This is a genomic window from Geodermatophilus sp. SYSU D00766 (assembly GCF_054049915.1).
The window spans coordinates 65,326-90,492 of record NZ_JBJGYI010000014.1 but is presented as its reverse complement, the minus strand read 5'-3'; the positions used below and the strand labels follow the sequence as shown (position 1 = coordinate 90,492).

The 25,167-nt window shown below is 76.4% G+C and carries 23 protein-coding genes; 5 read left to right on the top strand and 18 right to left on the bottom strand.

Features of this window, described 5'->3' with window-relative positions; genetic code table 11:
* Nucleotide 1: 1 nt before the first annotated feature.
* Both ACI8AD_RS12820 and ACI8AD_RS12815 read right to left on the bottom strand, forming a co-directional pair.
* Nucleotides 2-919 (bottom strand): ABC transporter ATP-binding protein, encoded by a 918-nt coding sequence (locus ACI8AD_RS12820; protein ID WP_456870913.1) that lies wholly within the window; start codon nt 917-919, stop codon nt 2-4.
* 406 nt (nt 920-1,325) lie between these two features.
* On the bottom strand, nt 1,326-3,692 hold the full coding sequence (locus ACI8AD_RS12815) for an ATP-binding protein (RefSeq protein WP_456870912.1): 2,367 nt from the start codon (nt 3,690-3,692) through the stop codon (nt 1,326-1,328).
* A gap of 258 nt (nt 3,693-3,950) precedes the next feature.
* On the opposite strand from ACI8AD_RS12815, the gene ACI8AD_RS12810 reads away from it, so the two are divergent.
* The 3 genes from ACI8AD_RS12810 to ACI8AD_RS12800 all read left to right on the top strand — a co-directional run bounded on the left by ACI8AD_RS12810 (nt 3,951) and on the right by ACI8AD_RS12800 (nt 6,563).
* Complete coding sequence (locus ACI8AD_RS12810; RefSeq protein WP_456870911.1) at nt 3,951-5,183, top strand: FAD-dependent monooxygenase; 1,233 nt, start codon at nt 3,951-3,953, stop codon at nt 5,181-5,183.
* Nucleotides 5,174-5,722 (top strand): hypothetical protein, encoded by a 549-nt coding sequence (locus ACI8AD_RS12805; protein ID WP_456870910.1) that lies wholly within the window; start codon nt 5,174-5,176, stop codon nt 5,720-5,722. Before ACI8AD_RS12810 ends, ACI8AD_RS12805 begins: the two co-directional genes overlap by 10 nt.
* A gap of 115 nt (nt 5,723-5,837) precedes the next feature.
* Nucleotides 5,838-6,563, top strand: a complete 726-nt coding sequence (locus ACI8AD_RS12800) for an alpha/beta fold hydrolase (RefSeq protein WP_456870909.1) — start codon at nt 5,838-5,840, stop codon at nt 6,561-6,563.
* A 23-nt stretch (nt 6,564-6,586) separates the two neighbouring features.
* Here the strand turns inward: ACI8AD_RS12800 and ACI8AD_RS12795 are convergent, their stop codons facing one another.
* The 8 genes from ACI8AD_RS12795 to ACI8AD_RS12760 form a co-directional block, all read right to left on the bottom strand.
* The gene (locus tag ACI8AD_RS12795; protein WP_456870908.1) at nt 6,587-7,225 is read right to left on the bottom strand and encodes a DUF1345 domain-containing protein; all 639 of its coding nucleotides are present in this window, start codon (nt 7,223-7,225) and stop codon (nt 6,587-6,589) included.
* Nucleotides 7,226-7,266: 41 nt separating this feature from the next.
* Entirely contained in the window at nt 7,267-7,641 is a 375-nt protein-coding gene (locus ACI8AD_RS12790) for a cupin domain-containing protein (protein ID WP_456870907.1), read from the bottom strand.
* Between the two features lie 123 nt (nt 7,642-7,764).
* Nucleotides 7,765-8,385 (bottom strand): maleylpyruvate isomerase family mycothiol-dependent enzyme, encoded by a 621-nt coding sequence (locus ACI8AD_RS12785; protein ID WP_456870906.1) that lies wholly within the window; start codon nt 8,383-8,385, stop codon nt 7,765-7,767.
* Between the two features lie 132 nt (nt 8,386-8,517).
* Nucleotides 8,518-9,096 carry a TetR/AcrR family transcriptional regulator gene (locus tag ACI8AD_RS12780; RefSeq protein ID WP_456870905.1) on the bottom strand — a complete coding sequence of 193 codons (579 nt, stop codon included), beginning with the start codon at nt 9,094-9,096 and terminating at the stop codon, nt 8,518-8,520.
* A 20-nt stretch (nt 9,097-9,116) separates the two neighbouring features.
* Complete coding sequence (locus tag ACI8AD_RS12775) at nt 9,117-9,587, bottom strand: copper chaperone PCu(A)C (RefSeq protein ID WP_456870904.1); 471 nt, start codon at nt 9,585-9,587, stop codon at nt 9,117-9,119.
* Nucleotides 9,584-9,979, bottom strand: coding sequence for a DUF302 domain-containing protein (locus ACI8AD_RS12770; RefSeq protein WP_456870903.1), 396 nt, complete (start codon nt 9,977-9,979; stop codon nt 9,584-9,586). The genes ACI8AD_RS12775 and ACI8AD_RS12770 overlap by 4 nt, the downstream gene beginning before the upstream one ends.
* A 100-nt stretch (nt 9,980-10,079) precedes the next feature.
* Nucleotides 10,080-11,003: a universal stress protein gene (locus tag ACI8AD_RS12765; protein ID WP_456870902.1), complete on the bottom strand. Its 924-nt coding sequence runs from the start codon at nt 11,001-11,003 to the stop codon at nt 10,080-10,082.
* A gap of 53 nt (nt 11,004-11,056) precedes the next feature.
* Nucleotides 11,057-13,648 carry an EAL domain-containing protein gene (locus ACI8AD_RS12760; RefSeq protein ID WP_456870901.1) on the bottom strand — a complete coding sequence of 864 codons (2,592 nt, stop codon included), beginning with the start codon at nt 13,646-13,648 and terminating at the stop codon, nt 11,057-11,059.
* A gap of 220 nt (nt 13,649-13,868) precedes the next feature.
* On the opposite strand from ACI8AD_RS12760, the gene ACI8AD_RS12755 reads away from it, so the two are divergent.
* Nucleotides 13,869-14,276, top strand: coding sequence for a hypothetical protein (locus ACI8AD_RS12755; RefSeq protein ID WP_456870900.1), 408 nt, complete (start codon nt 13,869-13,871; stop codon nt 14,274-14,276).
* Between the two features lie 24 nt (nt 14,277-14,300).
* Here ACI8AD_RS12755 and ACI8AD_RS12750 read toward each other — a convergent pair whose 3' ends face one another.
* Together ACI8AD_RS12750 and ACI8AD_RS12745 are read right to left on the bottom strand one after the other, a co-directional pair.
* Nucleotides 14,301-16,751 carry a DUF3376 domain-containing protein gene (locus ACI8AD_RS12750; protein ID WP_456870899.1) on the bottom strand — a complete coding sequence of 817 codons (2,451 nt, stop codon included), beginning with the start codon at nt 16,749-16,751 and terminating at the stop codon, nt 14,301-14,303.
* A gap of 43 nt (nt 16,752-16,794) precedes the next feature.
* Complete coding sequence (locus tag ACI8AD_RS12745; RefSeq protein WP_456870898.1) at nt 16,795-18,798, bottom strand: S41 family peptidase; 2,004 nt, start codon at nt 18,796-18,798, stop codon at nt 16,795-16,797.
* 177 nt (nt 18,799-18,975) lie between these two features.
* Between ACI8AD_RS12745 and ACI8AD_RS12740 the strand changes: the two genes are divergently transcribed.
* Nucleotides 18,976-20,496 (top strand): M6 family metalloprotease domain-containing protein, encoded by a 1,521-nt coding sequence (locus tag ACI8AD_RS12740; RefSeq protein ID WP_456870897.1) that lies wholly within the window; start codon nt 18,976-18,978, stop codon nt 20,494-20,496.
* An 86-nt stretch (nt 20,497-20,582) separates the two neighbouring features.
* Here the strand turns inward: ACI8AD_RS12740 and ACI8AD_RS12735 are convergent, their stop codons facing one another.
* From ACI8AD_RS12735 to ACI8AD_RS12710, 6 genes are all read right to left on the bottom strand, one after another.
* Nucleotides 20,583-21,314, bottom strand: coding sequence for a hypothetical protein (locus ACI8AD_RS12735; protein WP_456870896.1), 732 nt, complete (start codon nt 21,312-21,314; stop codon nt 20,583-20,585).
* Nucleotides 21,311-21,769, bottom strand: coding sequence for a DUF6069 family protein (locus ACI8AD_RS12730; protein ID WP_456870895.1), 459 nt, complete (start codon nt 21,767-21,769; stop codon nt 21,311-21,313). The genes ACI8AD_RS12735 and ACI8AD_RS12730 overlap by 4 nt, the downstream gene beginning before the upstream one ends.
* A 26-nt stretch (nt 21,770-21,795) precedes the next feature.
* Nucleotides 21,796-22,236 carry a MarR family winged helix-turn-helix transcriptional regulator gene (locus ACI8AD_RS12725; RefSeq protein WP_456870894.1) on the bottom strand — a complete coding sequence of 147 codons (441 nt, stop codon included), beginning with the start codon at nt 22,234-22,236 and terminating at the stop codon, nt 21,796-21,798.
* Between the two features lie 84 nt (nt 22,237-22,320).
* Nucleotides 22,321-23,241: a hypothetical protein gene (locus ACI8AD_RS12720; RefSeq protein WP_456870893.1), complete on the bottom strand. Its 921-nt coding sequence runs from the start codon at nt 23,239-23,241 to the stop codon at nt 22,321-22,323.
* A gap of 53 nt (nt 23,242-23,294) precedes the next feature.
* A complete protein-coding gene (locus tag ACI8AD_RS12715) occupies nt 23,295-24,008 on the bottom strand; it encodes a hypothetical protein (protein ID WP_456870892.1) in 714 nt (237 codons plus the stop codon).
* On the bottom strand, nt 24,005-25,165 hold the full coding sequence (locus ACI8AD_RS12710) for an acyl-CoA dehydrogenase family protein (RefSeq protein ID WP_456870891.1): 1,161 nt from the start codon (nt 25,163-25,165) through the stop codon (nt 24,005-24,007). Before ACI8AD_RS12710 ends, ACI8AD_RS12715 begins: the two co-directional genes overlap by 4 nt.
* Between the last annotated feature and the right edge of the window lie 2 nt (nt 25,166-25,167).

The following is a 25,167-nucleotide window of genomic DNA, read 5'->3' as shown; positions in this document are numbered from 1 at the left end:
GCTATGCAGCAACACGGTCCGGCTCCCTCCGGGTGTCGTAGTAGGTGAAGAACAGCTCCTCGAGGTCGGGCTCCTCGGACCGCAGTCCCACGACGGTGTGCCGGGCTGCGGTCTTGACGAGGTCGTCGGCCCGTCCGTCGAGCCGGCCCCGCAGGACGGTGCCCTGCACGGTCACGTCGCTGAGGCCGGGTACCGCGGCGAAGTCGGCCGGGTCGACCGGTGCGGCGAAGACGATCTCGACCCGCCGGACGGCGCGCTCGCGCAGCTCCTCGACCCGCTCGACGGTCACCAGGCGCCCCTCGCGGACGATGCCGACCCGGTCGGCGGTCTGCTGCACCTCGCTCATGACGTGCGAGGACATGAACACCGTCGCGCCCCTCGCCGTGGCCTCGCGGACCATGGCGACGAACTCCTGCTGGAGGAACGGGTCCAGGCCGCTGGTCGGCTCGTCCAGCACCAGGATCTCGGGGTCGTGCACGAAGGCCTGGACGATGCCCACCTTCTGCCGGTTGCCCTTCGACAGGGTCCTGATCCCGCGGTCGAGGTCGAGACCCAGCCGGTCGGCCAGCTCCGCCGTGCGCCCGGCCGGCACCCCGCCGCGCAGGTTGCCGAGGTAGGTGAGCAGCTCGCGGCCGGTCTGCCGGCCGTCGACGACGAACTCGCCGGCGAGGTACCCGATCCGGCGGCGCACCTCGACGCCGTGCGTGCGCGGGTCGGCGCCCAGCACCTCGACGCGCCCGGACGTCGGGCGGATCAGGTCGAGCAGCAGCCGGATCGTGGTGCTCTTGCCGGCCCCGTTGGGCCCGAGGAAGCCGTACACCTCACCGGCGAGGACCTCGAGGTCGAGGCCGGCGAGCCCGCGGCCGGTGCGGCCGTAGGTCTTGACCAGTCCCTCCGTGCGGATGGCCACCTCCGCCATCACACCGTCCTCCTCCCTGGAGCTCCCGCTCCCGTGCGGACCGTCGGCGACGAGCGTGCGCGCCGCCCTGGCCCCGGGACCACGCACGCGACGACAACTCCGTGCACACAGCGGGCACACGCCGCACGGGCGGGCACGGAATCGTCGACCGCCGACGGACCGGCCCGGCGACGCGGGCGCCGCAGGGCCGGGGAGTCGTCGTGCGGACCACCGGGTGCGGCACCGTGCACCCGAGCCGGGCGAGGAGCGCCGCGCGCGTCGACCGCGGCTCCGACCGCACCGCCGGGGCGACGAGCGGGGTCAGCGGGGCGAAGTGCAGCGCTCCGTGGTCCCGCACGAGGTGCTCGTCATCGGGGCCGAGGGCCGACGTCCCGTCGTTGACCGGCAGCGGCCCCGACGAGCGCGCTCAGCCGTCGGACGGCCGCAGCCCGCCGTGTCCGTCGAGCGCGTACTCGACCGCCTGCTCTAAGGTCATCGCCCGCCCCTGCTCGCGGGCCCGCTCGAAGGCGGGCACACCGAGGCGTTCGCGGGCCCGGGCCGTGGCGCGGTCGTAGAGCCCGCGGTCGGGCCGGTAGTAGTTGTAGACCGGGGAGCCGACCGCCGCGAGGAGTCCCTCGGCCGCTCCGAGCAGGCACGCGGCGCGCCGCGCGTCACCGCGGGTGGCGGCCACCGCGCCCAGCCCCTCGACGAAGTGCGCGAGGTTGGCCCGGTCGTGCATCCGCTCCGACAGCACCACGCCCTCCGCGAGCAGGAGGGCGGCGTCGTCGTGGCGGCTCTGGGCGAGGGCGACCTGCGCCAGGTTGAACAGCGCGACGCACGCACCGGCCCGGTCCCCGGACCGGCGGGCGACCCGCAGTCCCTCCTCCACCGTCGACGCCGCCCCGTCGAGGTCGCCCTGCAGCAGCAGGACCGTCCCCAGCTGCGTCCGGGCCGTCGACACCGACTGCTCGTTGACGCCGGTCTCGAGGTGCAGCCGCAACGCCTCCTGCAGGTGGGACCGTGCGGTGTCGAGGTCGCCGACGTTGAGCGCCAGCAGGCCCAGGCCGTGCACCGCGTGCGCGGCCAGGACCGGATCGTCCACCTCGGCGGCCAGCGCGAGGCTGCGGGCCAGGTGCCGCTCGGCGGCCGGGTAGTCGCCCTGCGCGTACGCCAGCGCTCCGACCACACCGGATCCGACGGCCGCCGTCCGCGGGGCCGGGTCGCTGCCGAGCACCTGTTCCACGGCGGTCCGGCCCTCGTCCTGACGGCCCCGCAGCCACCAGAAGACCCACAGCGCCCAGCCCAAGCGCACCACACTCTCGTGGTCACCGGCCGACAGCGCCGACGAGATCGCCGCGCGCAGGTTGTCGGTCTCCTGGTCGAGCCGGCCCAGCCACGTCGTCTGGCCCGGTCCCCGCAACTCGGGCTCGGCACGCTCGGCCAGCGCGAGGAAGAACGCCGTGTGGCGGTGGCGGGCGTCGTCGGCGTCCCCGCTCTCCCTCAGGCGCTCCAGCGCGTACTCCCGGATCGGCTCGAGCAGGGTGTACCTGACCGCGCCGTCGTCGGTTCGGGCCACCACCAGGGACTGCTCCACCAGGTCCCCGAGCAGCTCCAGCACAGCGGGCACGTCCACCGGGTCCCCGGACCCGACCGCCTCGGCGGCCTCCAGCGTCAGCCCACCCGAGAAGACCGCCAGCCGGCGGAACAGCGCCCTGGCCTCGTCGCTGAGCAGGTCGTGGCTCCAGTCGAGGGTGGCGCGCACGGTCTTCTGCCGGTCCGGCAGATCCCGCTCCCACGACAGCGACACCGCACGGTCGAGGCGGGCCAGCAGCGTCGCGGGGTCGAGGAACCGCACGCGGGCCGCGGCCAGCTCCACGGCCAGGGGCAGGCCCGCCAGCCGCCGGCAGATCGCCGCCACGCTCGCGGCGTTGCCCTCGGTGAGGGTGAAGGAGGGGGAGGTCGTGCGGGCCCGCTCGACGAACAGCCGGCCGGAGGAGGCCGCCAGGACGTCGTCCGGTGACGGCGACGGCGTCGGTGCCGGCACCGGCAGGGGCGACACCGGGTACTCGTGCTCACCGCGGACCCGCAGCCGCGCCCGGCTGGTGACCAGCAGGGTCACGTACGGGCACTGCCCGGCCAGCCCGGACAGTTCCGGCGCGGCGGCCACCAGGTGCTCGAGGTTGTCGAGGACGAGCAGGACGCGCCGGTCCTGTAGGTGGGCGACCACGGAGTCGACCAGGCGCCGCCCCTCCGTCTCGCGCAGACCGAGCGATCCCGCCACGGTCGGCAGCACGAGCGCGGCGTCGGACAGCGGCGCCAGGGGGATGAACACCCTCCCGTCGGGGAAGGCGTCGGCGGCGCCACCCGCGGTCTCCACGGCCAGGCGCGTCTTGCCGACCCCGCCCGGACCGGTGAGCGTGAGCACGCGGACCTCCGGGCGGTCCAGCAGCGCGGCCACCTCGGCCAGTTCCTGCTCGCGGCCGACCAGCGGCGTCAGGGGGACCGGCAGGGCGGTGTCCGGGACCACGACCGACGCCGCACCGGGTCCGGCGGCCTCGCGCGGGACCGCCGCGAGGAGCGCGGCTCGCTCCGGGCCGGACAGGTGGAGGGCGTCGGCCAGCGACCGCACGGTGTGGGGATGGGGCCGGCGCCGCTCGCCCCGCTCCAGCGCGCTGATCGCGTTGCGCGTCACCCCCGCCAGCTCCGCGAGCTCCTCCTGGCTGAGCCCGGCGGCCTCGCGCAGTCGCCGCAGGTGTGCTCCGAAGGACGGCGTGTGCCCGCTGTCGGCGCTCATGCTGGCTGCTCGCACTGGGTCGTCACGTGGCCGCGACGCGGCGCCGGAGACGCTAGCAGCCGGGCGCGCTCCGGAGGCCGGTCCGGGAGCGCGGTGTGTGCCCGTTGTTGGCGCACCGTGTGTGGCCCGCCTCCCCCCGGCGCGCGGAGACTCCTGCCACCGAGCGCCGCACCCCGGTGCGAGCGGCCGGCCGGACCCGGACCGAGGAGGTCGTGTCGTGTACCCGACCAGCGCAGGACGACCCAGGGCGAGGCGGCCGTGAACGCCGGGGTGGTGGTCGTCGGAGGCGGGCCGGTCGGACTGACCCTCGCCCTCGCCCTCGCCCGGCAGCGCGTGCCGTCCCTCGTCCTGGAGGCCCGGCCGGAGCCCACGCCGGTCGACGAGTCCCGGGCGATCACCTGGATGCCGAAGGGCCTGGAGCTGCTCGACCGGCTGGGACTGCTGGGGGCGTTCGCCGGGCACGGCGTGCGGCGGACCGCCCACGAGTTCCGTACGCCGGAGCGGCTGCTGCTGACCCTGCGGTTCGACGAGCTGCCGGTCCCGCACCCGTACACGCTGCAGCTCCCCCAGCACCACTCCGAGGCCCTCCTGGAGGCAGCCGCGCTGGCCACCGGTCTGGTGGAGGTCCGACGAGGTCACCGGGTGACGGCCGTGGACCAGACCCCGGACGCGGTGACCGTCACCGTGCACGGTCCGGACGGGGGCTACCGGCAGACGGCGTCCTCCGGGGTGGCGTGCGACGGCGCCCGCAGTACCGTCCGCGACCACCTCGGCATCGGGACCCGCTGGCGTGACCACGGCACGGACTCGGCCGTGGCCGACGTCGTGATGGACTGCGACCTGCCCGCCGGCGTCTCGCGGATCGTGCTGGACCCCGCGCGCCCGTACGGCTTCTTCCGCTTCGGGCCGCGCCGCTGGCGGTTCGTCTACCGGCTCGGCGACGGGGAGGACCGGGCGGAGGCGACGTCGGAGGCCGCGGCGGTCGCCCTGCTGACGTCGCGGCTGCCCACGGCGCGGGTCGAGCGCTTCCTGTGGGCCAGCGCCTTCCGTCTCGCCCAGGGGCAGGCGAGCACCTACCGCCGCGGGCGCTGGCTGCTGTGCGGGGACGCCGCGCACGCGATGGGCCCGTCGGCCGGGGCGGGCATGATGATCGGGGTCGTCGGCGCCTGGCGGCTGGCGCACCGGCTGGCCGCGGTGGTGGCGGACGGGGCTCCCGCGGCCGGGCCGCTCGACGACTACGAGCGCGTGCAGCGCGCGGCGTCGCGTCAGGTGCAGGGCGCCAACGCGAGGATCTTCCGGAACATGGCCGTGACGGACCCGGCCGTGGCCGCCGTCCGCGCCACCCTGCTGGGCGGGATCGGACGGGTGCCCGCCGTCGTCCGCAGGATCACCGAGGAGGAGGCCATGGTCCGGCAGGACCTCGGCCCGACCGGGGCCGGCCCGCGACCTGCGCGCCCGGCAGGAGGAGTCAGGAGGACGCCGTGCTGGTGACGGTCACCACGGAGCTGCCGTGCTCGGTCGAACGGGCCCGCGAGGAGGTGGGGACGTCCCGCCTGCTCCTGTACGTGTCCTGGCCGCTGGTCGAGTTCCTCCCGGTCGACCCGCCGGTCCTGCCACCCACTTGGCAGGCCGGGGACCACCTGGTCCGGATGCGGTTGTTCGGGCTGGTACCGCTGGGCCGCCAGACGATCTCGATCTCCTTCCCGCCCACCACCCCGGACCGGGTGCTCCTCAGGGACAACGGGTCCGGTGACCTGCTGCGCCGCTGGGACCACCTGATCACGATCGCACCGGGCAGCTCGCCGACGCGGGCGCGGTACACCGACCGGATCGACGTCGACGCAGGCCTGCTGACCTCGCTCGCCTGGGCCTGGGCGCACGTGCTGTACCGCTGGCGCCAGCACCGGTGGCGGTACCTGGCCGCCCGGGGCTTCCGCTACCCGCCCGCCCGCCGCGCCCACGTCCCCAGGGCGCCCTCGGGGGGCGCGACCCGGGAGTCGCACGACCGGGGACCGGCGACAGCTGGGTGACGGCGGTCGGGGGTCACGGCAGTCATCTGTCCGATGACGCCGGCCGGCAGATCGGGGAGGTTCGGGGAGCGCCCGGCCGACCCCGGCCCCGGCTCCGGCACGACGAGGGAGACCCGTGACCAGCAAGCAGACCGTCGTCCTCGTCCACGGCGCCTACGCCGAGTCCTCGAGCTGGAACAGCGTCATCCGGCCCCTGGCCGCCGAGGGGCACCGCGTCGTCGCCTGGGCCAACCCGCTGCGGAGCGTCGCCGCCGACGCCGCCGCCCTCAGCGACCTCCTGCGGACCGTCGAGGGACCCGTGCTGCTCGTGGGGCACTCCTACGGCGGCGCGGTCGTCACCAACGTGGCGCCCGACGCCGGCGACGTCGTCGGGCTGGTGTTCGTCGCCGCGTTCGCGCTGGCACCCGGCGAGAGCTGCGCGGACGCCTCCGCCCTCGTCCCCGGCAGCACGCTGGGCGAGACGCAGGTGCGGGTGCCCCTGGCGGGCGGCGGCGCCGACACCTACATCGCCCCGGACCGCTACCACCAGCAGTTCTGCGCCGACCTGCCCCACGAGGAGGCGCTGCTGATGTCGGTCACCCAGCGGCCGATCACCGAGGCCGCGCTGGGCGAGGCGTCCGGGGACCGGCCGCTGTGGCGCGACCTGCCGAGCTGGTTCCTCTTCGGGGAGCTCGACCGCAACATCCCCGTGGGCGCCCACCGCCGCATGGCCGAGCGGGCCGGGGCGCGGCGCGCCGTGGAGGTCCCCGGCGCCTCCCACGTCGTCGGGATGTCCCACCACGACGAGGCGACCCGGCTGGTGCTGGAGGCGGCCGCGGCGACGGCGTCGGTCACCGCCTGAGGCCGGGCGGCGCCCGGCGCCGGTCAGCCAGCGCGCAGGCTCGCCACGAGGTTGATCGTGGTGGCGAGGATCCCGGTGCCGAACAGGTAGGACAGCAGCGCGTGACGCAGCGCGGTGCCGCGCAGCACCGTCGACTGCAGCGTCGTGTCCGACACCTGGAAGGTCATGCCGACGGTGAACGCCAGGTAGGCGAAGTCGCGGTAGGTGGGCGCCTCGGCGCCGGTGAAGTCGATCCCTCCCACCGGCTCGGCGTAGTACAGCGCGGCGTACCGGAGCGTGTAGAGGGTGTGCACCAGCGCCCAGGAGAGCACGACCGACACCACGCCCAGGACCACCCGCAGCAGTTCCTCCGGTCCGCTCCCCTGGTCGGCGCGGGCCAGGACGACGGCCACGACGACGAGGCTGGCGATGGCGGCCACCAGCAGGATGACGTCCGTCGTCACCCGGTTCAGGTCGGTGGTGGTCGCCCGCCGCGCGGTCGCCGCGGCGTCCATGCGCAGCAGCCCGAACACCAGCCAGCCGGTGTAGAGCCCCGCCACCGTGTCCCAGCCCAGCATCAGCCCCAGAGCCGGGGACCGGGCCCAGCCGACCGTGACCGCGACGGCGACCCCGAGCGCCACCGCGACGAGGGCCTCTCCCCGCGCGGAGCCGACCAGCCTCACGGGTGCCGAGGTCCTGCGGTCACCACCCGGCGGTCACCCGGTCACCCGGTCACCAGGGTGACCAGGGGCTGCGCCGGGTCGACGAGGTAGGTGGACAGCATCTGCCCCGTCCCCGGGCCGAGGTCGCGGGCGTTGTGCGGGGTGCCGGGCGGGATGAGGAACCCCTCCCCCGCGTGCAGCGTCCGTGGCGGCTGCCCCTGGACCTGCACCTCCACCGTCCCCGCGGCGATGTACCCGACCTCCTCCCCCGGGTGGGTGTGCCACCCGGACTCCACGCCGACCGGGATCTCGGTGAGGACCTGCACGACCACGCGGCCGGGGACCGACAGGGGTCCGCGCTGGACCTCGGTGCGCGTGAGCCTGCCGGCGAAGGCGTCGCCGGCGGACCTGGGTGCGGGGGCGGGATCGGACGACACGGCCGGACCTCCCGGGACGGTGGGTGCGTCCCGTCACCGTGGCGGGTGGACGGCGGCGGCACATCGGCCATCCGACTGCGGATCCGTCGCGCACCGACCGCCGCCACCCGCCGGCAGGCGGCCTCAGCGACCGAGGGCGCGGCCGTCCGGGAGCGTGCGGCCGGCCAGCAGCGCGACCAGCGAGCCGGTGTCCGCGCGGACGGGCACCCCGTCGCCCCGGCTCCAGGCCGTGTCGGTGGCCTCGAGGCGGACCCCGGTCAGGTCGGTGCCGAACACCGCGCCGCCGGCGGCGGCGAGGTGCTCGAGGACGGCGACCACGGCCTCCGCCGGCGCGACCGGCGGCCGGCCGAGCGCGACCGTCACGTCCAGCGAGTGGATGACGGCGTGGCTGAGGGCCCCCACCGCACCGCCGCCCGGCGGCTGCCACGCGTGCAGCTGCGGTGACCGCAGGGCGGCCAGCAGGTCGGCGGTCGGCAGCGCGGCGTCGCGCGCGGCCACGGTGTCGGACAGGACGCCGAAGTCGCCGCCGGCCGCCGCCATCTCGGCGCCGAACCGCTCGGGCGTCAGCCGCACCGGCATCGTCACGTGCGCCACCACGTGCCGGACCTGCCACCCCGCACACAGCGACGGCGCGTCCCAGACCCCCTCGGGACCGGACGCCAGCAGTGCGGCCAGTCCGTCGTACGTCGGCCCCACCCAGGCCTGCAGGTCGTCCCGTGCCCCGCCGCGCCCGTCCACGTCCATCCTCGTCCCCTCCACCCGGCCGGCCCGGTCGCCGGCGCCGACAGGAGGACGCCCGCCGGAGCCCGGACTCATCGGCCGGTCATCCTGCCGGTTCGCGGGCCCGGTCGCCGGCACGGTGGGACGGTGCTGCGCTCAGCCGAGCATCCGCCGGGCCTCGGCCAGCGCCCGCCGCATCGCCGCGGGCATCGACGGGCTCCCGCCCGAACGCCGGTGGCAGACCGCGGCGCGCAGCACCGCCAGCCCGACCGCGGCCGCGAGGTCGGCGTCGGCGGGTCCGGCGGTGCCGCCCCGCGCGGCCAGCGCGGCCGCGAGCTGGGCCTCCAGCTGCTGCTGCACCGCCAGCGTGCGGCGCAGCAGGGCGGGGTGCCCGTCGACCAGCTCGCCCTGCAGGTCCAGCAGCTCCTGCTGGGACTCCAGGAAGTCGGCGAAGGCGAGGAGGACGGCCGGCAACCGGTCCCGGCCCGGGACGTCGGCCTCCACGGAGGCGACGGCGCGGGTGAGCGCGGACGAGAACGGCTCCCGGTAGCCGAAGACCACGTCCTCCTTCGACCGGAAGTGCCGGTAGAAGGTGGCCGGGCTGACGTCGGCGGCCCGGCACACCTCCCCCACGGTCACCGCCTCGTAGCCGTGCCGGCGGAACAGCTCCACGGCGGCCCGCTCGATGCGCGCCCGCGTCTCCGGTGCGCCGGCCAGGCGCCGGTCCTCCGCCATCCCGGCCTCCGGCGGGGGGCTCACGAGGTGCCGACCGGGACCTGGGCCGCGACGTCACCGGCGACGGCGAACTCGAAGGTCACCGACACGCTCTGCCCGACCGGCAGGTCCTCGGTCAGCCCCGTCAGCCGCAGCCGCACCGGGCCGCTCGTCGCGTCCACCGTGCCACCGGCGGGGACGGGGATGCCGCCGGCCGCCGGGGCGCCGTCCTCGCCGAGGAGCTCGACCGACGCGGCCGCCGCGGTGCTGACGGTGACCAGCCGGTCCTCCTCGTCACCGTCGTTGACCAGCGCCGCGCGCAGGTCGACGTCGCCGCCGGCGGGCACCGTGCCCGAGGTGTCGAGGAAGGCGTCGACCACCTGGACCGAGCCCGCCTGCGCGTTCACCCCCGCGGTGGCCGGGGCCTCGGTCTCGGTGGCCGCGTCCTTCCCGGCGTCGCAGCCGACGAGCAGCACCAGCGCGGCGCCGGCGGCGGCGAGGCCCCGCCTCACCGCCCTCCCCCCGCTTCGGCGACGAGCTGCCCGAGCAGTCTGCGCAGCTTCGTCAGCGTCGCCTGCTCGGCACCGACGTCGTAGCGGTCGGCGAGGACGGCGGGGTCCTGGGAGGCCACCCGGGTCGTGCCGTCCTGGGACCACACCAGCACCCGCAGCGGCAGGTCGAACCCGCAGCGCGGATCGGCCTGCATGAGCGCGGTCCCGACCGCCGGGTTGCCGAAGACGAGGAGCACCTCGTCGGCCAGCTCCAGTCCCGCGGCGCGCGCACCGGCCGCGTGGTCGATGGTCGCGAACACCTCGACCCCGCGGGCGCGCAGCCCGGCGGTCAGCCGGCCGACGACGGCCGCGACGTCCCCGGGGACCTCGGTCACCTGCAGCTCGTCGGACACCTGCCCTCCCTCGGCCGGCGCTGCCGTGGCCGGCACACCCGCCGACCATCCCCCGACCTCCGGCGGACGGCATCCGCCATCTGACCACCGTCGCGGGCGGTCACCCCCCGGCTCGCGGCGACCGGACCACCGCCACCGGACACGGCGAGTAGGTGAGGCAGCGCAGGCCCACCGAGCCGAGCAGCAGGCTCGACCAGCCGGTCCGGCCGCGCGACCCCACCACGAGCAGGTCGGCGGAGTCGGCCAGCTCGGTGAGCACGTCCCAGTCGACGCCCTCGACGGTCTCCGCCCGCAGCTGCAGGTCCGGGGTCCGCCCCTGCCACGCCTCGTGCACCGTCGTGCGGAGGACGACGTCGGCCTGCTCCCGCAGCGTGGTGCCGGGCACCGCCCACGGCGGGCCGCCGTAGCCGGACACGGTGTCGGTCCAGGCGTGCACGACGTGCAGCTCGGCGCCGCGCAGCCGCGCCTCGGCCGCGGCGAAGCGCACCGCCGCCACCGACTCCGCCGAGCCGTCGACCCCGACCAGCACCCGGCTGCCGGTGCCCTGCCACAGCACGGCACCGTGCGTGGACTCGTCGTCCCGGACGACGGCCACCGGTCCCCGGGCGTACTGGGCGCACTGCTGGCTCACCGAGCCGAGCAGCGCCCCGCGCAGCGGCCCCCGCCCGCGGGAGCCGACGACGAGCAGCCGGTCCTCGCCGGCGGCGTCGACCAGCTGCTGCACGGGGTGCCCGAACCGCACCTCCGGGTGCACCGGGACGGCGTCGGTCCCCGTCGAGGCGGCGACGTCGGCGGCCTCCGCGGCCATCCGGGACCGCACGTCCGCCTCGAGGTCGGCGACGTCGGGCCGGCCGACGCCGCCGTCGTGGCGGTGCGGCGGCAGGTCCGGCGGCCAGACGGTGACCGCCCGGACCGGCACCCCGTGCAGACCCGCCTCCCGGAGCGCCCAGGCCAGGGCGGTGCGCGCCCCGTCGGACCCGTCCACCCCCACCACGACCTCGCGCGGCGTCGTCGCGTCGTCCACGGTGCTCCCCTCGTGGCCGTGCCGGCCCGCGGCCGCGGCCGGTCGGACCCGCCCTACCCCGCGGAGCGGCGCCGGTCCCCTCCCCCGTCGACCGCGGTCCCCCTCCCGGCCGGGCAGCGGCTCGCCCGACGGTCGTCGGCGCAGGTGGGCCGCGGTGCGGGCGTCTCGACCACGTGGGCGAAGACGTAGGGGGGCCGCCCGGCCAGGTCGTGCGCGACGGTCGCCCGCACGCGGGCGGGGACCACGGTCCCGTCGGCGTGCAGGTAGCGCTTGGTCACGTCGTGCACCGACACCGTGCCGTCGCGCGCCTGGCCGAGGTTGACGACGTCCTGGGCCAGGTCGTCGGGGTGGGTCACGTCGGCCACGGACAGGCCGGCGAACTCCTCCGCGGTGCGCCCCACCAGCGCCTCGTAGGCCTTGTTGACGCGGATGAAGCGACCGTCCATGCCGGTCAGCGCCATGCCGATGGGCGCCTCGTCGAAGGCGTGGCGGAACATCGCCTCGCTCTCCCGCAGCGCCTGCTGCGCGGTCACCTCCGCCGTGACGTCCCGCGAGGTCGTCACCAGCTCCCGCAGCGCGCCGTCCTCGTCGGTCAGCCGCTGCACCGACGTGCGCAGCCACCGCACGCGGCCGTCGCGGTCCAGCGCCCGGTGCACGGTGCCGTCGAGCGTGCCGCTGCGCACCAGCGGCAGGCCGGAGCGGACGCGCTCGGCGTCCTCCGGGTGCAGCAGCGCGAGCACCGATCGGCCCAGGAGCTCCTGCGGCAGCCAGCCGAGGACCGGCCCGGTGGTGGCCGAGGCGTAGGTGATGACCCGCTCCGGCGTCGAGACGAACACCATCTCGTCGGCCCCCTGCAGCAGCAGGGACGCGCGCGGGGGGTCGGCGATCCCCGCGGTGGCCCCCGGCCCGGCGCCGGTCAGGACGGGTGCCGGCGCGGGGCGGCCGAAGAGCCAGCCCTGCGCGGCGTCGCAGCCCATGGCGACGAGCTGCTGGGCCTGCTCGAGGGTCTCCACCCCCTCGGCGCACACCCGCCGGCCGAGGCTGTGGGCCGCCTCCACGACGAGCCGCACGAGGATCGCGTCGGCCGGGTCGGTGGTGACCCGCGCGACGAACGAGCGGTCGATCTTCACCTGGTGCACCGGCAGCCGGCGCAGCAGCGTCAGCGACGAGTGGCCGGCGCCGAAGTCGTCCAGTGCGAGGCGGACGCCGAGCTCGCGCAGCTCCTCCAGCCGGCGGGCGGTGGCGTCGAGGTCGGTGACCGCCGCCGTCTCGGTGATCTCCAGGCACAGCCGCGACGGCGCCAGGCCCGAGGCCTGCAGGGCCGACACCACGTCGTCGACGAAGCGGCGCCGCCCGAGCTGCACCGGCGAGACGTTCACCGCGACGGTCGGCAGCGCACCCGAGGGCCCGGCCGGCCAGCCCGCGGCCGCCGCGCAGGCGGTGTGCAGCACCCAGCGGCCGAGGTCGACGATCAGCCCGGTGCGCTCGGCGAGCGGGATGAAGCGGTCCGGGGGGATCCAGCCGAGCTCCCCGTCCTGCCACCGCGCCAGGGCCTCGAAGCCGGTCACCTGGCCGGTGGGCAGCGTCACCACCGGCTGGAACTGCAGGGTCAGACCGCCGACGTCGACCGCCGCGCGCAGCCGGCGCTCCAGCGAGTGCCGCGCCCGGACCTCGTCGGCCGTCTCCTGGTCGGCCAGCAGGTCGGGGACGAACCGCTCGGCCCGCCCGCGGCCGAGGGACTTCGCCTGGTAAATCGCGAGGTCGGCCCGGGTGAGCAGCGTGTCCAGCGCGTCGGCCCCGAACGGCTCGTCGTCGGCCGGCCCGTCGGCGACGCCGACGCTCGCCCCGATCGTCACGACCTCCTCGCCGCCGGTGGCCGCGGACACCGTCACGGGGGCCGCGGCGGCGAGCAGGATGCGCTGGGTGAGCCCCTCGGCCTGCGCCGGGGTCAGCCGGTTCGCGACGAGCAGGGCGAACTCGTCCCCGCCCAGGCGCACCGCGAGGTCGCCCTCCCGGGCGAGGCACCGCAGGCGCCGGGCGAACTCGACGAGGACCTGGTCACCGGCCGCGTGCCCCAGGTGGTCGTTGACGTCCTTGAACCGGTCCAGGTCGATGTAGAGGAGCGCACCGGGGCGGGGCCCGTCGCCGGGCGTCCCCCACTGCTCCTCGAGGAACGAACGGTTCGGCAGGCCGGTCAGCGGGTCGTGCGCGGCCCGGTGGGCGTAGTGCCGGGCGAGGTGCTCGAACACGGTGGCCACGGGGACGACGCCGTACCGTCCGCCCGCCGTCCGCACGACGATCGCCTCGGGCACCGGGTCGTCGGTGCGGCGCCTGCGGGCCAGCACGGCGGCGGCGTCGCCCAGCGTGCACCCGTCGGCCAGGACGACGGTGCCGGGCGGGACCGGCGCGGTCGCCGGCCGCTGCCCGCGGTGGAGGGGACCGGGATCGCGCAGCGGGGCCGGGAGCCGCTCGAGCCAGCTGCGCGTCAGCAGCACCGGACCCTCGGCGCCGGTGAGCACCACCCACCGCAGGGAGCCGTCGGTCCGGAGGAGGTCCGCGACGACGGGCAGGGGCGTCCCGGCCGGCACGGTGCGCACCGGCAGGGCGAGGTCACCGAGCGTCTGCGGGGCTCCCAGGGGGGACACGACGGGAGACGGTGCCACGTCGGTCCGGTCCTGCAGCGAGGGCGCCAGGAGCATGCCTGCGTCGGGCATCGGGGAGCCCCTTCCTGTTGCGGTCAGGGACATGTCGGCACCCGCGCCCTCCCGCTCCCCTCCCGTCGCTGCCGGTGTCCCCCACAAGGGGGACCCGGGACGGCCCTCCGGCACCCGGCCCGGTCGGGCGGGGATGACGCAGGATGGGGGCGTGCTCTCCGTTCCCCTCGCCCGGGCCCTGCGCGACGCCGGGCTGACGTGGACCCCCGCCCGGGGCGACAGCTTCGTCGTCCCCGACAAGGAGATGGACTCCGACGTCTTCGTGCTCTCGGACATGACCATCGAGGTGCATCAGTTCCCCACCGGGCCGGTCATCGGCTTCAACGGCACCACCGAGTGGGCCCTGGACTCCCTCGAGCAGTCCGAGGCGTTGTGGCTGCCGGCCGAGCACCAGCTGCGCGGGCTGCTCGGCGACGCGTTCGCCGGGCTCGCGCCCACCGGCGAGGGCTACCGGGTCACGCTCCGCGTCGACGGCGCGACGAGCGGCTTCAACGGCCGCGACCCGGCCGAGGCCTACGCCCTGGCGCTGCTCTCCCTGCTGCGGGCACGCCGCCCCTGACCGGCGAGGCGGCTGCCCGTCCGGTCACCCCCGCTCGCCGGCCGTCCGCCGGCCGAGCCCGTCGGTCCACCTCCTCCAGCGCCGGCGGACGACGAGCCGGGCGACCGGGGCCCACGGCGGGCGCCAGCGCTGCTGCGGCTTGCGCGCCACCAGCGTGTTGAGCAGCAGCCCGCGCCGGTCCAGGGCGAGGCGCAGCGGGAGGGCCCGCATGGCCGCGTCGACCACGGCGACGACCAGGTGCTCGCCCTTCGACGTGCTGCGGAGCCGGCCGATCAGGTCCTCGTCCTCGATCGTGCGCAGCGCCTGCCGCTCCTCCCGCCACGCGGCCGGGTCCCGGTCCAGTTCGGCGCGCACCGTGGCGGTCTGGACGTCGGTCAGCCAGTCGGCGAGCCGCTTGCGGGTCTCGTCGTCGTCGGGCGACAGCGCGCGCGCCAGGTGCGCCTGCGCGTCGAGCCGGCCGGCGGTCCAGTCCCAGGCGCGCCACTCGGGCAGGCCGAAGGCCGCGAAGTGCATCACCCGGGTGCCGTAGAGCTTCCTGTCCCCCCAGCGCCGGGCGAGCCGGGCGTCCTCCTCCGAGGGGTCCACGAACGGGCTGTCGACGTCCGGCCCGAGCCGCAGGAACCGGAAGGGCGCGGTCCGCCGGAACGCCCCGTAGGCGGTGAACGCCTGGGAGGCGACCTCCACGGCCAGGGCCGCGCGCACGACGTCGGCGGTGTCGAGGGAGCCGCCGATCGCGGAGGCGTATCCCCGGGCCGCCTGCTGCACGCAGTGGGCCAGGGCGGCGGGAGCCCGGAGGGCCTCGATGTGCTGCCGCGCCCAGGCGGCGCAGGCGACGTCCTCGGCCGGCGCGCCGGCGGCCTGCTCGACCAGCCGGGCGGACACGGCGTCCCGGACGGCCTCGACCCGGCTGAGGGCGGAGACGACGTCGGCGATCCCGCCGGCGCCCGGCTGCTCGCCCTGGGCGACGCGGTCGCGGAGGTCGCCGGCGAGCAGGCGGCACACGCGCTCGGCGGTGCCCAGGCCCCAGGCCCAGCCGCCGGGGCCGGGGGTCAGGCCCGTCCCGGCAGGAGGCACCCACGGCAGGTCCTGCTCGAGCAGCCGGTCGAGGTCCACGGTGGTGGCCGGCGCGAGCACCACCCCGCCGCCCTCGTTGGCCGAGGCCAGGGTGGTGCGGACGTCGAGCAGGCCCCCGACCGCCCGCGCCCGCCGGTACTGCTCCAGCAACCCGTCCGCGGCCCCGGTGGGGGCGGCCAGCTCGGCGCGCAGCAGGGTCTCCGGTCCGGCCTGGCGCGCGTCGGCGCGCGCCAGCAGCTCGGCCGCGTCCTCCACGTCCGCGCGGACGTCCCCCTCCCGGGGGAAGCCGACGGCGGAGCCGAGGATGCCCGTCCAGTCCGGGTGGTCGCCGGCGCCGTCCGGCGTCTCCTCAGGGTGGTCCGGTGCGGCCCGGTCCAGGCCGGTCGAGGCCTGCCCGCGGGAGGGCACCACGTACACCAGCAGCCGCCGCACCGGCCCCGTGGCCGGACGGCGGCCGATGGCGTCGAGCACCGGCTGGAAGGGCGCGTTGTCCAGGACGCCGCCGTCGACCAGCCAGCGGTCGCCGTCGCGTTCCACGGGCGCGGCCGGGAGGATCCGGCGCCGGGCGAGCTCGGGTCCCTCCCGCACCGGGGTGAAGGCCACCGGGAAGGACGCCGACGCCCGGGCAGCGGTGACCAGGGCGCTCTCCGCGTCCGGCCCGTCGAAGTCGTCGGTGAGCGCCGGCTGCCACCACGAGGCGTCGGCATCGGCATCGGCATCGGCATCGGCATCGCCGGGCCGGTAGACGACCCCGTCGTCCTCGGTGCGGCGGAAGCGGTACTGCCGGCGGTGGTCGGCCACGTCGAAGCGCTGGCCGAAGGAGTCCACGTGCGGCCGGGTGGCCGGGCCCAGGGCGGTCGCGGTGACGAACAGCGTGACGGGCCGGCCGCGGGAACCGCCCGCGCCGCCCATCCCGGCGATCTCCTCGCGGACCGCCTCCCGGAAGAAGTCGCCGTCGAGGACGCTGGGCAGCGGGTCCTCCTCGCGGCGGCGCAGCAGCCGCCCCTCCTCCAGGCGGGCGCGGTCGTCCCAGACGCGGCGCAGCCGCGGGCCGCCGTCGCCGCCGGGTGGGTCCAGCGGGACCCCGCGGGCCACCGCCGTGGCCAGCAGGGTGCCGTTGAGGCCGCCGGCGCTGGTGCCGGCGATGACGTCGACGACGACCTCCCCCACGTCGGCGCGCCGGCACAGGTCCACCCAGGCGTCGAACACCGCCCGGTCGTGCTCGGCCACCCCGCCGACGGCGACCTCGGACTCCCCGGCGGCGACCCGCGACGCCCGCCGGAGCAGGTCGATCTCGTGGGTGACCCCGCCCATCCACACCGCCAGGCTGACGCCGCCGTTGAGGACCAGGGCCAGGCGGACCTCCTGCCGGGAGCGGCCCGGAGCGCTGGAGCGGGACACGGCTGCCTCCTCCTCGTCGGGGTGCCGCGGCACGACGGCGTCCTCAGACACCGCGCGTCCGGGCGGCGACCAGGGCGCCGGCCGCGAACGCCTCGACGCGCACGACCCGGGCGCCCGGGACGCCGTCGACCCGGATCGTCCGGTGCCCGTCGGCGGCGTCCGCGCTGGCCCGCGGCCGGTCGTCGACGTGCACGTCGAGCCGGTCGGCGCCGACCACGTCGACCTCGAGGGTGAGCGTCCCACCGGACAGGGACGCGGACACGTCCAGCCGGCGGCGGGGCATGCCCGCGAGCACCCGGCCGGCGTGCTCCAGCAGGTCGAGGTTGCCCTCCAGCACGTCGCGGCGGGTCATCTCGTGCCGCTCGTCCGGGGTGATCCCCAGGTCCTCGACCGGCGTCCCGGCCAGCGCCCCGACCCGGAGCGTGCGGCGCATCGACACCCGCATGTCCGCCCCGTGGGGGAGCGCCACGTACGGGGTGTCCGGATCCGGCACCGGTTCCCGCAGCAGCCGCGCGAGCAGCCCGTGGGTCCACACGTTGGCCCCGCCGGCGCCGATGTTGTCGTCGACGCCGAGCACCTTCCCGACGGCGTGGTCCTGGAAGCCCGCGGCGAAGATGTCGGTGGCCGAGTAGCAGCGGGCGTCGGTGACGAGGACGACCGGGCCGAAGTACCGCTGACCGGTGGCGTTGGCCTCGTCCTCGGGCGTGATCGGGAACGCCGAGGAGAACACCGCGCCCGTCTGCACGGCCTGCTCCATGGACCGCAGCCACGGCCCGAGGTCGATGCCGATCGGGTTGGCCGCGTGCTGGCGGGTGATCGCGAGGTTCAGCGGCGTGCAGAGGAACTGCACCGGCTCCGGCGTGATGCGCCGCGGCGTGAGCGTCTGCAGGAGGAACTCACTGGCGAAGATGTGCCCGCCGCCGTTGCCGCGCACGTCGAGGACCAGCCCGTCCTGCGGCAGCAGCTCCACCAGGCGGACGAACTCGGCGAGGAAGGCGTGCGGGTCGGGGACGGCGAACCGGAAGACCCGCAGGTGGCCGAAGGTGCCCGAGGCGGTGACGACGCTGCGCGCCTTGAAGACCAGCGGCATCGACGTCGGCACGTCGGCCCCCGGCGCGGCCGGCTCCGTGGACAGGTCGACGTCGGCCGCGCCGAGCTGCTGCTCGACCGCCCGGGGCGCGTAGAGCAGCGCCTGCGCGCGCCCCACCTCGTCGGTGAGCAGGTCCAGGCCCTGGGAGGCGGCGGCCGTGGTGACGGCGCCGGCGTCGGCCATCGGTGGCACGTTGGGCGCCACCAGCCACGGCACCCGGAACTCGCGGCGCACCCCGTCGGCGTCGCGGTAGGTGACCGTCACCCACTCCTCGTCCGGCGGCAGGTGCAGCTTCAGCGGCCGGATGGTCAGCGACTCGACGCCGCGGGCCAGGCGGGCGGCGCGGTTGCTGCCGGCGAAGCGGTCGGCGGCGACCGCGACCGCCCGCTCGATCGGGACACCGTTCCAGTGCAGGACCTCCACGCCGACCCGGAAGGTCGGGTCGCTGACGCCGGAGGCGGTCTTGCTGACGATGTACCGCCGCGCCGCCCCCTCGACGCACCGCTCGACCTGGAACGGCAGGTAGGCGACCTGGCCGGCGAAGGGCTCCGGCAGCAGGTAGTTGGTGTGCAGGTCGCGCACCGAGTGGAAGACCTCCGACAGTTCGGCGTGGAAGACCCGCTCGGGGTCCATCGTGGCGTCGGTCTGCTGTCCCAGCCGCGCCCGCAGCAGGCGCAGCCGCTGCACCGGGTTCACCGCGTGCATCGCCGTCTTCAGCGGCAGGTGGACGTAGTTGTCCTCCATCAGGACCAGCGCCTGGTCGACCAGCACGACCCGGTCGGCGTGGGTCAGCGTCCCGGCCGTCGCGACGAACTCGTGCAGCGGCACCGAGCCCGCCAGTGCGGCGTCGCCGGTGCCGACCTGGATGGTCAGCTCGACCGGCAGGGAGTCGTCGGCGGCCACGTCGTCCATGGCCTGGCGCGGCTGCAGGACGGCCACGCGGGATGTCAGCGTCATGGGCCGAGTCCAGCGGCCGGGCGTCACCGCCGCGTCACCACCGGGTCCACACCCGGCACGCGCGCCGGGACACCTCGCCGTCGGGGGTATCAGCCGGGTGGTGCCCGGGCTCCGTCCGGCGAGTCCCTCCCCGCGGCCGGCCCGGCCAGGGGACTCCCAGGACGAAGGAGCGACGGCATGCCCCTCCCCTACGACGGCGAGCAGTTCACCCTCCACGACCCCGACGGCGCCGAGCTGCCGGTGCGGGCCTGGGGCAACCAGTTCGCCGCGGTCTTCGAGACCCTCGACGGGCACACCGTCGTGCAGGACCCCGACAGCGGGTACTGGCAGTACGCGACGCTGTCGCCGGACAAGCAGGAACTCCTCCCCACGAGCGACCGGGTCGGCGCCGTCGACGCCGCGCTGCTCGACCTGCCCCGGCACGTCCGCCCCCAGCGGGGAGCGAGGGGCGTCTCCGCGCGGTCGGCCCTCTCCGCGGCCGACGAGCGGCCACGGTGGCGGGTCCGCCACGAGCAGCGGCTGGCCGGCCGGGGTGGGGACGCGCAGGACGGTGCGGCACCGGCGCCTCCCCAGGAGGAGACGACCGGCGACTACGTCGGCCTGTGCCTGCTCGTGGCGTTCCCCGACGTCCCGGCCACCATCCCCCGCCGGGAGGTCGAGGACTTCTGCAACCAGCAGGGGTACGCCGGCTTCGGCAACAACGGGTCCGTCCGGGACTACTTCGCCGACGTCTCGGGCGGCCGGCTGACCTACACCAACACGGTCACGGCCTACTACACGGCCCGGCACGAGCGGGCCCACTACACCGACGAGACGATCGAGCAGCCGCTGCGCGCCTGGGAGCTGATCACCGAGGCACTCGACGACCTGGTGGCGCAGGGGTTCGACTTCTCGCAGCTGACGACCGACGACGCCGGCTACGTGCGGGCGCTCAACGTCTTCTACACGGGCAAGCGGGTCAACAACTGGGCCAAGGGGCTCTGGCCGCACTCCTGGCACCTGCGGAGCGGCTACCGGGTGACACCGACGGCGGAGCTCTACGACTACCAGATCACCGACCTCGGCGACCGGCTGACGCTGCGGACGTTCTGCCACGAGAACGGCCACATGATCTGCGACTACCCCGACCTCTACGACTACGACACCAACCCCACCCTGCAGGGCAACGGCGTCGGGCACTACTGCCTGATGTGCTTCGGCGGCTCCGACGTCAACCCCGTCCAGGTCAGCGCCTACCTCAAGCACGCCTCGGGCTGGGCGTCGTCGGTCCGCCCCCTGACCCCGGGCGCGACGTTCGTCCTCGAGGCCGGGACCAACGACCTCCTCGTCCACCGCAGGAACGCGACCGAGTACTTCCTGCTGGAGAACCGGCAGCAGGTGGGACGCGACCGCTCGCTCCCCGACGCCGGCCTCGCCATCTGGCACGTCGACGAGCGGGGCGACAACAGCCACGAGCAGATGACGCCCGCGCGGCACTACGAGTGCTCGCTCGAGCAGGCAGACAACCGCTTCGACCTCGAGCACCGGGCCAACGCCGGTGACTCCTCGGACCTGTACGGGGCGCCGTTCGCGACGGCCTTCGGCAACGCCACCGCGCCGGACAGCCGGTGGTGGGACGGCACGAGGTCGGGGCTGGAGATCGCGTCCGTCTCGGCTCCGGGCCCGAAGATGACCGTCACCACGAGCGAGCAGACCTGAACCGGCGACCCGTGCCGGCCCCGCCGCGGGGAGGAGGACCGCGACGGAGGCCGGCCGGCCTCCCTGGCCGCCACCGGCAGGGTCCGTCAGCGCAGACGACGCAGGATCGGCAGAGCGGCGAGCGCCGCGGCCGCGGCGACCGGTGGAGCGGCGCGGCGGCGACCGTCGGCGACCCCGGCCAGCGCCCAGGCCAGGGTCACTCCGTACACCCGCTGGGTGAGCGTCGTGGCGTGCCGCGGGAGGGTGGCCACCCCGAGGGCGCCGAGGGCCACCGCGGTGGCCGCGCCGGTGGCCGTGGCCGGCCGGCCACCGGGCACGGGCCCGGCGCCGACGAGCATCGAGGCGAGGTTGACCCCGCAGGCGGCCGCTCCCCACCCGGCGAGCAGTCCGGTGGTGAGCGCCAGGGTCGGCGGGACCGGGTCCGGCGTGCGGTCCGCCCGCGCTCGCGCGGTCCCGGCGAGCAGCGCGGTGCCGGCCAGGGCCGCCTGCGCCGCCCAGTACCGCTGCCGGGACAGCAGCGGCGCCCAGGCTCCCAGGCAGAGGAACGCGGCGGCGAGCGGCCAGCCGGTGCGTCGCAGCAGCGGATCGGCGCGCAGGGCCGGCCGGGCCTGCCGGGCGGCGTGCGCCGCCGAGGCCGCGTAGACCGGCAGCCAGACGGCGAAGGCCCACGGCGCGGGCTGGGCCACCTCCGGCGGCCGCAGGTCGCGGCGGACCCGCGGGAGGAGCACCGCGGGCAGGACCGCCTGCGCCACCGCGCCGGTCACGGTGGCCACCTGGCGGGCGACGTCGCCGGCGGCCGGCGGCCTCGCCGGCCTCACCGCGGGACCCCGGCGCCGGGCCGGACCTGCTCCGGGCGCCGCTGCGCGGGGGGCCGCGTCGGCGGGAGCGCCCGTGCGAGCGGAGGCACCAGCACCGCGGCGACGACGGCGTGCAGCACGAGCAGCCAGACGGCGGTCGAGGTCGTGGTGGCCGCCTGCACCGGGGGGACGCCGGAGAGGGCGAGGCCGGCGACGACCGCAGCGAGGAACGTCCGCCGGGGCCGGCCGGTGCGAGCGGCCGACCGGGCGAGGACGTGCGCGGCGACCCCGCCGGCGACGGTGGCCAGGACGACGGCGCCGACCGGGACCGGCCGTGGATCTCCGCGGGCGGCCACCACCAGCTCCTGCCCCGACAGGCGCAGGGCGGAGAAGGTGGCCACCGCGGCCGCGGTGGCGAGGACGGTGAGGACGAGGGAGCGGCGACCGCTCACGAGGGTGTGTTCAGTGCTGAACATAGTTCGACGGTAGGCCCGCCTGCGGCTCAGGGCAAGCCCTCCAGGACCGCCACGGCCAACCGGTGCAGGGTGGCCAGCTCGGCCTCGTCGAGGACGCCGAACCGCTCGGTGAGGAACCGCCTCTGGTCCGGCTCCAGCCGCTCCACCAGCGCCTCCCCGCGCGGCGTGAGCCGCAGCCCGTTGGCCGCCCCGCGCGGTTCCCGCACCAGCAGGCCGGCGTCGACCAGCTTGGTCACCAGCATGGAGACGTTGCCGCGGGTGACGCCGAACCGGTTCCCGAAGGTCTGCTGGGTCTCCCCCGGCGCGTCCCGGACCGCCCGCAGCAGCTGGAACTGCGCCGGGTTGAGACCCTCCCCGCGGAGCACGGCAGCGGCGTCCTGGGCGGTGCGGTGCACGATCCGGGCCAGCACGCCGAACAGCTCCGCCGACCGTTCCGCGCGCTGCGCGGCGTCGTGCTCGTCGTCCACCGGCGCAGTCTCGCCCAGGCGCTCGCGAGGCCGGTAGGCGGTGGCGCACCGACACGCCCCGGCCGACCGGTCCGACGGTCGCGCTCACACCGGGAGTCGGTGCGGGTGGTCCGGAGCCGGCGCGGCTCCACCGCGCGCACCACGGAGCGGGACGTCGTCGGGCTCGCGAGGCGCCTGCAGCGGGTCGTCGAACACCGCGACGCCGTCGTCGACGGTGTCCGCGTCAGGACGCGTCGTGGTGCCGGCCGAGAAGGAACCGACCACCGTGCGGGAGCCGAGGTCGACGAGTGCCACGGCGTTGTTCTCCTGCAGCGTCACCGCGGCGACGCCGTCGCGGTCGACGTCGACGTACTCGGGCTCGGGGTCCTCCGGGTACAGCGCGACCTCGAGGCCGGTCAGCTCGACGCGCCCGACCGTCCACCCCGCTACCGGCCCGTGCAGGTCGACGACGGCCAGGAAGCCCGCCGGCGCCTGCGGCAGACCACCCTCGACGCCCCCGACCTCCACCTCCTCGTCGCGCTGGTTCTCGATGGCCACGGCGGCCACCGAACCGTCCGGAGCGACGGCGACGGAGTCGGGCTGCCCGCCCAGGTCCAGGGTCCGCACGACCGACCGGGTGCGCAGGTCGATGACGGCCAGCTCTCCCGAGGGGGCGGCGGGCGACGCGCTCGTGTCCACCACGGCGAGGGCGTGACGCCCGTCCCGCGTGACGGCGACCGACGTGGGCTCGCCACCGACCGCGACACCGCCGATCGCACGGGGCCGGTCCGGTCGGGTCAGGTCGACCAGGCCGACCTCCCCGGTCGCCGAGTCGGTGTGGAGCAGCGTCCGGCCGTCGGGTGTGACAGCGAGGATCTCGGCGACCTCACCACTGACGTCGAAGGTCGCCACCTCGGTGAACGACCGCTGCGGGCCGGGTGCGGCACCGGCAGGGCTGCCGGCGACGACGAGCACGGCGGCAGCGGGGAGCGAGCAGGCGAGGAGCCGGGCGGCGCGAGATGACACAGGAGCTCTCCAGGGTCGCGGACACGTCGTCCCGACCCTGACGAGCCCCGGCGTCACCGGGGCGACCGGCGGCCCGACGACCGGTGACCCGCAGATGACCAGCGAGGGGTGTCTCCGCCGTCCGCCTGACCCTCGGAGCCGTCGCCGTCGGCACCGTGCGGCGGACTCGTGGGGGACGTCGGTGGCCGCCTCCCCCACGGGCGGACGACGGCGTCCCCGCCGGGCACCGGAGCGACCGCCCCGTCGGGCACCCGCTCCCAGCGACCGTCGGTCGTGAGGACGTCGGCCGGTCCGGTCACCTCGGGCCCGGGGTGGGGGCGCACCCGACCGCCCTCGCTGAGCAGGACGCCCTCGACGCGCCGGCGGACGATCGCGCCCGAGGGGGCGGGCGCGGCACCGCGGCGCCACTCGGGGACGCCGTCGAACCACGCGACCGCGAGGCACCCCTCCGGCCCGACGGCGGAGTCGGCGCGCAGCGCACCGGCCGGCACCAGCGCGTGGTCCCCCGCGAGCACCGCGACCCCCGAGAGCTCGAGGCTGCCGCGCAGCACGACGAACTCCTCGTCGACGGGGAAGTGCCCGGCGGCGGGTCGGTGCCAGCCGGCGGGGAACTCCACGAGCTGCACCGAGCGCCCCCCGCCGTCGCGGTGCAGGACCGCCCGCCGGACGGCCGGCTCCGCGTCGGGCAGGTGCAGCGCCTGCCACGCCGCGCCGGGTCCGGGGACGCGGTCGGGGGCCGCCCGTCCGCCCGTCGTGGGGGTGCTCACCTGATCGCGGCCTCCCCGCGGACCAGCGCCTTGGCCACGACCGTGCGCAGCACGTCGTTCGTGCCCTCCCCGATGCTCATCAGGATGGCGTCGCGGTACAGCCGCTCGACCTCGTACTCGGTGGAGAAGCCGTACCCGCCGTGCACCTTCATCGCGTCGATCGCGGCCTCCAGCGCCACCTCGGAGCAGAAGATCTTGGCCATGCCGGTCTGCGCGTCCGCCCGGCCGGCTGCGACCGCGTCGGCCGACCAGTAGGCCATCAGGCGGGCCGCCTGCAGCGTCGTGGCGAGGGTGGCCAGCCGGAGCTGCACGGCCTGGAAGTCGGCGATCGGCCGGCCGAAGGCGTGCCGGCCGCGCGCGTACTCCAGCGCCTCGTCGTAGGCCCGCTGGGCGATGCCGACGCTGCGGGCGGCGATGTTGACCCGGCCCCACTCCAGCGCGGACAGCACCTGCTGCATGCCGGTGCCCTCGACGCCGCCGAGCAGGTTGGCCGCCGGCACGCGGGCACCGTCGAGCACGACCTCGCAGGACTCGGTCCCCTTGTAGCCGAGCTTCGGGATGTCGCGGGCCACCGCGAAGCCGGGGGTGCCGGCCTCCACGAGCAGGACGCTCATGCCCCGGTGCGCGGGCGAGGCCTCCGGATCGGTCTTCACCAGCACCGGCAGCGGGTCGGCGTGGCGCGCGTTGGTGATCCACGTCTTGGTGCCGGTGACCACGTAGCCGTCGCCGTCGCGGACCGCCCGGGTGCGGATGCCCTGCAGGTCGGTACCGGCGTCGGGCTCGGTGAGGGCGATGCCGGTGCGCCGCCGGCCGGTGGCCAGGTCGGGCAGGAAGCGCTGCCTCTGCTCCGCCGTGCCGTGGACGGCGATCATCCGGCAGGACAGCGAGTGGCTGCCGAGGATGCCGGCGACCCCCATCCAGCCGCGGGAGATCTCCTCGAACACCAGCGCGAACGACACCGGGTCCAGGTCCAGGCCGCCGTACTCCTCGGGCACGGTCACCCCGAACAGGCCCAGCTCCGCCATGGTGTCGACGAGCTCCTGCGGGTACCGGCCGGCCTGCTCCCACTCCCGGGCGACGGGCACGACCTCCTCGTCGACGAAGTCGCGCAGCACCGCACGGAAGGAGCGCTGCTCGTCGCTCAGCCGGAACTCCATCG